This is a genomic window from Streptomyces sp. NPDC060027, from assembly GCF_042737005.1.
GTDB lineage: Bacteria > Actinomycetota > Actinomycetes > Streptomycetales > Streptomycetaceae > Streptomyces.
In genome coordinates, this window is record NZ_JBHWVI010000295.1 from 1 (window position 1) to 8844 (window position 8844).

Here is an 8844-nt window from a genome sequence, read left to right on the forward strand (position 1 = left end):
GGGGGCTCCCCCGCGCGGCGCGGTCGGGGGGGACGCGGGCGGGGCCACGGCCGCTCCGGCTACCGCTCCCGTGGCCGTCACGGCGACGGCGCCCGCCGCGCCCGCCAGGATGTTCCTCCTGCTGATCAATTGCGGCCCCTCACCTAGGAGTTGTGAATCGATTCACAGCGGTGAACGTAGGGGTGTGGGAGGTGAGGGTCAATGTGTGTGCGGGATTTTCCGCGGTTCCGGGCTGCTGATCCGTGTCACCAGGGGGATCTGGCTGGTTCACGTCGTCTCGGCGATTGAACGGTTTCAATCGTCCGGCGGGGTGGCTTCGGCGCGGCGCTCGGCATGCTGTGGGGTTACCTGGACGTCGCCAAGGTGCTGCAGGCCGCCAAGGACTGTCCGCTCGACCGCCTGTCCGCTTGCCCGGGACGGGTTCGGCGAGGGGCGGTCAGGCGAGCCGCCGGCCCAGCTTCGCCGACCGCCGGTTGTGCTCCTTCGTGTCCCACCATTCGTCCAGATGGGCATGGACGAGACGCACGAGCTGCCGCACTCGGTCGGGAGGGGGTGCGGGCGAGGTGAGTACATCCACCCAGGACCTGTCGTCCCAGGGCAGGGCGACCAACCAGCGCTCGTCCGGGTGTCCTTGGCGGCTCACGGTCATCCGGTACGTCAAGGTCACGCCGTGGCTCGGGCGCTGCTCGACCGACAACTCGGTGACGTCGAAACGGAGTCCGTCCGGGGTGACGTATGAACGACTCAAGGCCTGCTCGGCCGGCGTCTGTTTCTCCACAGGGGGGTCAATCACCCTTCCGTGCCTCGCCCTTCCGTGCCTCGCCCTTCCGTGCCTAGCCCTTGCGCGTCACCCTTGCGCGCCCCGGGACCGATCGTCGCCGGCCGCGGGGCGCTCGCGAGGGTCGTGCTTCGCCTCAGCCGGCGTGCCGGGCCGCAAAGCCGAGAAACTCGGTCCAGGCGGCCTGGCCGAGGCTCACTATGGGGCCCGCCGTGTGTTTCGAGTCCCGCACGTGCGTGGTGTCCAGGCAGGTTGCGACCTCGACGCACTCGCCGCCGTTGCCCGCGCTGTAGCTGCTTTTGATCCAGGCCGGGCCGTCGCTCTCCGGCCTGGCCGCTGCCCCGCTGCTCATCTCTCCCCCAACAACTTCTCGATCAAAGAGAGCGATTCAGCCGGTGTGAGGGCCTGCGCGCGGAGACTCCCGTACGCAGCCTCAACCTCCCGGACCTTCCCACGCTCCGTATGGACGCGGCTGTCACCTTGGACTTCCGTATAGGCGATCCTCCGCCCATCCACCGTCTCCATCAAGGTGAACGGGCCGGCCAGTCCTGCGTGTTCCACGCGAGACAGCGGCATCACTTGGATCTCGACGTTCCGTCGCTCTCCCGTCAGGAGGAAATGCTCCAACTGCCCACGCCAGACTCCCTCCCCACCCAGGGGGCGATGAAGCACGGCCTCCTCGATCACGAAGCTCAAGTGAGGTGCCGGACGCCTGACGAAGATCTCCTGCCTCGCCAGCCGTGCGGCCACTCGCTGCTGGATGACCCCGTCTTCCAGTAACGGCCGCCACATGGCAAAGACCGCCCGCGCGTACTCCTCCGTCTGCAACAACCCTGGTGCAGCCTGGGTCGCGTACACATGCAGCTCGACCGCATGCGCCTCCAATGCCGCCGCATCCCGAAAGAAGGCTGGATACTGGGCCCGAGCCACCTCTTCCTTGCCCGCCCCCAACACCCCGCCCGTGTCCAGTACTTCATCGGCCCGGTCGATGAACCTGGGCGGTGGAATCCGCCTCCCCTGCTCGAAGGAGGCGATCGTCGACGCCGAGTACCCTGTCCGCGCCCCCAGTTCGGCCCGGTCGAGCCCCGCCCGCTCACGGCACAGCTTCAGTTGCCGCCCGAACACGTGCAGGATGCCCGCCCCGGACTCGTACTCCCCCTCCGCCCGCCGCTCCTCCACGCCCGGCACCTCCCGTTCGTACCGCCACCGGAACACCTCGCAAACGCCACCACGACCGCTCCCGCGACCAACGCGCCGCACGGGAGGGCGGGCACGCCTCGCCCCGCGTACAAGCGCGCACCCGGCACGTACAACCGGCAGCGGTCGGCGCGTCACGCCTGTTCAAAGCTACGCACGGGCCGCGACCGTTCTCCCCATGGAGCAGGGAATTCCCCCACACGGGCATATGCCGCAACGCACGCTGGTCGCACGTGAGTTCGCGATGCGGTTCACATCGACCCCGCGCGGCGCACGACTCGCCCGTCGCCTCATCTCGCACCGCCTGAACGAGTGGGGCCACCCGTACACGTCACCGGTCAACGAGACCGTCACGCTGATCACGGCGGAGCTCGCCGCGAACGCCGTCCGGCACGGCCATGTGCCGGGCCGCGACTTCCACCTCCGCCTGGCCGGGACCGACCGTGTCCTACGGGTCGAAGTCACCGACACGCGGGCCGAGAGGCTCCCCGCTCCGGAAGTGCCGTACCCGGAGGGGGAATCCGGGCGAGGCCTCCTTCTCGTGGCCGCGCTCGCCGACGACTGGGGTGTGACGCCGCGTCCGGCCGCGCCGGGCAAGACGGTGTGGGCGGAGGTGGGCCTCCCCGCGCCGGTGGGCGCGCCTGATCACGGCGCGGGGAGGCTGCTTCTGTGGGGTCAGGAGCTGGGTTCTTCGGTCGAGGAGGACTCTTTGCCGTTCATGCCGGGCTGGTGAGTGAAGAAGGCCAGATGCCGCACACCCTTCTCCCGTGTCACGGTGAAGGTGTCGCGCAGGGACCCGCCGGCCTTGCCCTCGGCCAGAAGTTTGGCGGAGCCGGTGTCGGGACCCATGTCGTAGTCGATCCGGACATCCTTGATCTTCCAATCCTTCCCGCCCCGGTCCGCGAGGATCCGTGCGGCCTCCTTCCGAGACCAGCCCTCGTCCTTGACGCCGCCGACCTCGATCAGACCGGTGGCGCTGCGAGAGTTGAGAGCGTCCACATATGCCTCAACGGCGTGACGTGCTCCGCCGGGGGACGCCGAGCGGGAGGGTTCGGCCTGGTCGTCCTGGGTCGAGCAGCCGGTGCCGACGGTCAGCGCGGCCAGCACCGCCGGTACGGCCAAGAGCTGTCGAAGATCCACAGCGCGCTCCTTGTTCAGCTGATCGGCCCGCGGTTGCAGGTAGCTCTCGGCAAGCACCGCCAGGTTGTGGTGTCGGAACTCGCCCTGGACTGCTCGGTAGCGGAAGCCGGATGGGCGCCGGCCTGTATTCCGACGAGCGCGAGGGACGCTGCGGCTGTGGCCGCGACGACGTGTCCGTGGTGCGCGAAGTGCATCAAACCCCCCTGTGGTTACGGGCAGCCTGGTCAGGGCCGACCCGCGTACCAAGAGATCCTTCTCGAGCAGCGCGTTCCTCTTTGGCGATTTCTTGATCCCGGAATGTCCGGTTCCCGGCACGCGGGCCCCAGGGCCTCCCCAGGTCCGCGCGGGCGCCACGAGGCCCGCTCCTCCTCGCCGACGACGACGGCTGGGGGCGTCACGAGCCCCTAACAGATCCACCGGCACGCGCGCAATCCGTGTGATGGGGACTGGTGCGAGGCCGGCTGTGGTGCCCGGTGCCATGTCGGCGCCGCGCGCCCGCTTCTAAGGTTCCGCAACGCCTCGGTGTGCCCGGCGCTCAGTGCTGCGCCGAGGGCCGCAAGAGCACCGGGCATTCGACGAAGGAGCCGCCGATGCCACTCCCCTCAGCCCAAGGACGTCACTGGAGTCGGTGGGGCCGCGCCCTGTCCCGTCTCCTCACCGTCGTCGCGCTCGTCCTGGGCGCCGCGCTGACCGGTCCCGCGCCCGCCCACGCCGCCGTCGCACTCACCCGCGTCGGCAACTTCGGCTCCAATCCGGGCGGGTTGACCATGTACGTGTACCGGCCGGCGTCGCTGCCCGCGAACCCGCCCGTGGTCGTCGCGCTGCACGGGTGCACCCAGAGCTCCCAGACGTACGCGGACAACTCCGGGCTGCCCCAACTCGCCGACCGGGACAAGTTCCTGCTCGTGCTCGCGGAGACCACCTCCTCGAACAACCTCAACAAGTGCTTCAACTGGTTCCAGTCGAGCGACAACCGGCGCGATCAGGGGGAAGCCCTCTCCATCAGACAGATGGTGGGCACCGCCGTCTCCACCTACGGAGCGGACTCCCGGCGCGTCTACGTCACCGGCCTGTCCGCGGGCGGCGCCATGACCGCGGTCATGCTCGCCACCTACCCCGACGTCTTCTCCGCGGGCGCCGTCGTCGCGGGGCTGCCCTACAACTGCACGAAGGACGACAGCCCTTACGTGTGCATGAACCCCGGGGTCGACCTCAGCCCGGGCGAGTGGGCCCAGCGGGTGCGCGCCGCGTACCCGTCGTACACCGGCCCGTGGCCGCGCACGGCCATCTGGTACGGCGATCAGGACACGACGGTGGCACCGCTCAATGCCGGTGAACTGCGCGACCAGTGGACGGCGTTGCACGGGCTGTCCCAGACCCCCACCCGCACCACCACCATCGGGCCCGACTCCACCCGGCACGACGAGTACCTGGCCGCGGACGGCACGGTCGCCGTCGAGGTCGACCGGGTTCCCGGCATCGGTCACGGCACCCCGGTCGACCCGGGCACCGGCGCCGAGCGGTGCGGCAGCACGGGCGCCCCGTACTTCCTGAGTTCGATCTGCTCCAGCCACTGGATCGCCGAGTTCTTCGGCCTCGACGGCGCCGGGACCGGAACGGGCTCCTTGCCAGCGCCGACCGGGCTGGCGGCGACCGGAGCCACCGACACGAGCATCAGCCTCAGCTGGAACGCCGTCAGCGGCGCCACGGACTACGTCGTGCGCCGCGACGGCACACCGGTCGGAACGCCGAGCGGCACGTCGTACACGGACACCGGGCTGCGGGCGGGCACCTCGCACACGTACGCGGTAGCCGCCCGGGACGCCAGCGGCACGGCGGGATCCGGCTCGGGGACGATCACCGCGACCACCACCGGCGGCACCGCCGCCTGCTGGACGGGCAGCAACTACAGCCACGTCCAGGCGGGACGGGCCACCACGAGCGGCGGCTACACCTACGCCAGAGGCTCCGGCCAGAACATGGGTCTGTACAACACCTTCGTCACGCACACCCTGAGGGAGGCCCCCACCGGCTACTACACCGTCGCCGACGGCGGCTGCCCCTGACCGGGGCTCGCCTCTCCGGTCCGGCGAGGTGACCAGGCCCGCCATGGTGGCCGACGACCCTATCGGGGCCGCCACCATGGTGGGCCGACACATGTCCCGAGCAGTCACCGCGCCCCTAGCCTCCGGTGCGTCCACCCTCACCACGCGACCCGGAGGCACCGGATGCCCTCACCCCGTACAACTGTCGCCCCACTCCGCGGAAGGAGGCCCAGATGGCGCGTCGCTCTCGGAGCACTGTCCCTCGCCGCCGCCTGTTCGACCGTGCCCGCGCCGGCCGCGGCGGCGCCCGCCGTCGTCGACGCCGGGGCGGCGGGCGGGCCCTGCGCCGCACGTCATCTGCCGCTGCGGGTACCGGGCGCGGAGTTCCAGCAGGCCGACTGCCTGGACGAGCTGACCACCGCCGGGACCGTGGCCTCGGGCCACACCGACGCGGCCGACTACGCGGGCCTCACCCCCAAGGACCTGCCCACGCCCAGCGGAGTGCCCGGCATCCAGATCGACGGCTACTTCCCCGACACGTCCACCACCGACACCAACCACGGCTGGAACCACGACGCGCAGTTCGTCCTACGCCTTCCCGACCACTGGAACGGCGGACTGGTCGTCGCCGGAACACCGGGCAACCGCGAGCAGTACGCCAACGACCGCGCGATCTCCGACTGGGTGCTCTCCCGCGGTTACGCCTACGCCGCCACCGACAAGGGCAACACCGGCCTCGCGTTCTACCGCGACGGCCGCCGGCCCGGCGACGCCATCGCCGAGTGGAACACGCGCCTCACCGAGCTCACCCGGGCCGCCCGTTCCGTCGTCAGACAGCGTTACCACCGGCTCCCGGACCGCACCATCGCCACCGGCCTCTCCAACGGCGGCTACCTCGTCCGCTGGCAGCTGGAGAACCATCCCGAACTGTTCGACGGAGGAGTCGACTGGGAGGGCACGCTCTGGCGCTCCGACGGCCCCAACCTGTTCACCTTCCTGCCGCCCGCGCTGCGCGAGTACCCCGTGTACGCGGCCGGGGGCGCCGGTGCCGAACAGGCGCAGGAGGCCCTGCACGCCGCGGGGTACCCGGCCGGCTCGGAGTTCCTGTGGCCGTATCACCACCAGGTGTACTGGGACCTGACCCAGCGTATCTACCGCGAGGAAGTGGACCCCGGTTACGACGGTGCGACCGAGGCGGGAACCCCGTACTGCGCCTCCGGCACCCCCGGGTGCGACGCCGACTACGACTACGCCGCCCGGCCGGGAGCGGTCCACCGCGGCGTCGACCGCATCGCGCTGACCGGACGCATCGGCAAGCCGCTCATCACCCTCCAGGGCACACTCGACGTGCTGCTGCCCATCAGTCAGGACTCCGACGTCTACGCCCGCATGGTGCGTGAGGCCGGGCGGGGCGGGCTGCTGCGCTACTACCGCATCGAGGACGGGACGCACACCGACTCACTCGTCGACGCCTTCCCCGACAAGCTCCGCCCGATGGTCCCCTGCCACCGCTCCGCCTTCACGGCGCTCGAACGATGGCTGGCCGGCGAGGGCCGTCCTCCCGCGGGCCACACCGTCCCGCGCCCGGTCGGAGCGGACCGGGCGACGCTGCTGACCAGCTGTCCGCTGGACCGGACGCGCGACTCCGAAGAGGCTCCTCGGCCGTAGGCGCTCAGCGCGTGCCGCGCACCCCGTCCGGACGCCCACAGGAGTGTTAAGTGTCAGCAAAATTGTCTGATAGATCGCTAGGTATATTGTTAACAATCTTGTAGCGTCCGTCACGCCTTGGACCCAAGGCATCGGCGGAGCACTTTGGTGCTCAACGACGGGAGACCCCATGCAGCGGCTCTCCGCGTCCCTCGGACGCGATGCACTGACCCGAGCGACGGGCAGGCGCGAAGGACACCCTGTGATCCGTAGAGACTTCCTGCGAGTCATGGCGATCACGGGCTCCCTCGCGCTCACCGCCGCCCCGGTGCCGGCCACCTTCGCGGCGGCCGGCACCGGGACGGCCCACTCGCGGGGAAGCGCCTATGCCGCAGACCCACAGGACGCCGCCCTGGCCTTCGACTCCACCGCCTACACGACGATCACCGTCTCGGTCGACGGCCGGCCGATGAACGTGCGCTGGTACAAGGAGATCTGCTACGTCGCGAACCCGGTCGCCGCGGCGGCGCAGCAGCCCGGCGGTCCCGGCGGCGGCAGCACCACGATCCCCAACACCGCCTGCGGCTACGAGAGCATGAACGTGTTCGTCCCCGAAAGCGCCTTCGGCGACCAGCAGGCGCCGGTCTACTTCGCGGTGAACAACAGCGGCTGGATGGCCAGTTACATCAAGGCGAGCGTGACCGACGGCACCTCCTACAACAGCGCGACGAGCAACGTCGGCGCCGCGCTGAAGGCCGGCTACGTCTTCGCCGACGTCGCCAACCGCAGCCGCGGACTGATCGGCGCCGACGGCACGTCTCCGGGCAAAGCCCCTGCCGCGGTGGTCGACGCCAAGGCCGCCGTCCGCTATCTGCGCCTCAACGACGCGACGATGCCCGGCAGCGCCGAGCGGATCGTCGTGAACGGCACCAGCGGCGGAGGCGCGCTGTCCTCGATCCTGGGCGCGTCCGGCAACAGCGCCGAATACACCTCCTACCTTGCCGCGATCGGCGCCGCAGGCATCGACGCGAAGGGCCGCAGCACCCTGCGCGATGACGTCTTCGCCGTCAACGCGTACTGCCCGATCACCGACCTCGGCAACGCCGACACCGCCTATGAGTGGCTGTACAACATCCTCGCCACCCGTGACACCACCAAAGAGAACCCCTCGCCGACGGACGCCGCCGCCATCGCGGCCCGGTTCCCCGCGTACGAGAAGAGCCTCGGGCTGCGCAACCCCGACGGCTCCCGGCTCACCGCCGCGAACATGCTCGACACCATCAAGAAGGAGGTCATCCGCTCCGCGGAGACCTACATGAAGGCGGATCCCGCCAACACGATCCCGCCTCTGGGCGGCACCTTCGAGATCCAGTCCGGTGGCCCCGGAGCCCCGCCCACCACCAAGTCGTACGTCAACGACTGGATCGACGCCGACAACACCACCGGCAAGGTGCTCTCCGTCGACATGGCGAAGTACCTCGCCTTCGTCGCCACCCAGGCCACGCTCAAGACGACACCCGCCTTCGACGCGGTCGGCGTCAACGGCAACACCACCAGCGGCACCGAGACCAACCTCTTCGGCCCGTCGACCCAGAAGTACCTGAACTACACCGAGTACAGCTGGAATCACAACAATGTCTCCGGCGACGGAAGCGGCACCGACGACACCGGGCTGACCTGGGACGAGTACACCGCCAAGAGGAGCACCACCGTCGACGACCAGGTCCACCTGATCAACCCGATGGACTTCGTCGGCACCGGCGCCGACACCGCGCCGAACTGGTACGTCCGCAACGGCACCCGCGACCGGGACACCTCGTTCATCATCTCGCTCAACCTCGACCGCGCGCTCGAAGCGGACAAGCAGGTCAAGAACGTCGACTACCAGCTCGCCTGGAACCGGCCGCACGCCGGCAACTACGACGTGCCCGAGGCCATGGCCTGGATCGCCGACGTCGTCAGCAAGGCCGGCACCCCGCTCGCCCCCGGCCGCCACGGATAGGCCGCCCGCGGCAGCGGTCCGACGCACGGAGCCGG

General features: G+C 70.0%; 8 protein-coding genes. 4 read left to right on the forward strand and 4 right to left on the reverse strand.

Going from position 1 to position 8844, the window contains the following annotated elements:
• Positions 1–436 precede the first annotated feature (436 nt).
• The 3 genes from ACFWBT_RS39165 to ACFWBT_RS39175 form a co-directional block, all read right to left on the reverse strand.
• A complete protein-coding gene (locus ACFWBT_RS39165; RefSeq protein WP_385708497.1) occupies positions 437–778 on the reverse strand; it encodes a hypothetical protein in 342 nt (113 codons plus the stop codon).
• A gap of 136 nt (positions 779–914) precedes the next feature.
• Positions 915–1130, reverse strand: a complete 216-nt coding sequence (locus tag ACFWBT_RS39170) for a DUF397 domain-containing protein (protein ID WP_385708500.1) — start codon at positions 1128–1130, stop codon at positions 915–917.
• Entirely contained in the window at positions 1127–1957 is an 831-nt protein-coding gene (locus ACFWBT_RS39175; RefSeq protein ID WP_385708503.1) for a helix-turn-helix domain-containing protein, read from the reverse strand. The genes ACFWBT_RS39170 and ACFWBT_RS39175 overlap by 4 nt, the downstream gene beginning before the upstream one ends.
• A 196-nt stretch (positions 1958–2153) precedes the next feature.
• Between ACFWBT_RS39175 and ACFWBT_RS39180 the strand changes: the two genes are divergently transcribed.
• Entirely contained in the window at positions 2154–2708 is a 555-nt protein-coding gene (locus ACFWBT_RS39180; protein ID WP_385708506.1) for an ATP-binding protein, read from the forward strand.
• Here the strand turns inward: ACFWBT_RS39180 and ACFWBT_RS39185 are convergent.
• Positions 2651–3115 (reverse strand): hypothetical protein, encoded by a 465-nt coding sequence (locus ACFWBT_RS39185; RefSeq protein ID WP_385708509.1) that lies wholly within the window; start codon positions 3113–3115, stop codon positions 2651–2653. The genes ACFWBT_RS39180 and ACFWBT_RS39185 overlap by 58 nt on opposite strands.
• A gap of 590 nt (positions 3116–3705) precedes the next feature.
• On the opposite strand from ACFWBT_RS39185, the gene ACFWBT_RS39190 reads away from it, so the two are divergent.
• The 3 genes from ACFWBT_RS39190 (at position 3706) to ACFWBT_RS39200 (ending at position 8809) form a co-directional block, all read left to right on the forward strand.
• A complete protein-coding gene (locus ACFWBT_RS39190) occupies positions 3706–5181 on the forward strand; it encodes a PHB depolymerase family esterase (protein WP_385708512.1) in 1476 nt (491 codons plus the stop codon).
• A 162-nt stretch (positions 5182–5343) separates the two neighbouring features.
• Positions 5344–6828 (forward strand): tannase/feruloyl esterase family alpha/beta hydrolase, encoded by a 1485-nt coding sequence (locus ACFWBT_RS39195; protein WP_385708515.1) that lies wholly within the window; start codon positions 5344–5346, stop codon positions 6826–6828.
• Positions 6829–7069: 241 nt separating this feature from the next.
• Positions 7070–8809: a subtype B tannase gene (locus tag ACFWBT_RS39200; RefSeq protein WP_385708518.1), complete on the forward strand. Its 1740-nt coding sequence runs from the start codon at positions 7070–7072 to the stop codon at positions 8807–8809.
• Positions 8810–8844 lie beyond the last annotated feature (35 nt).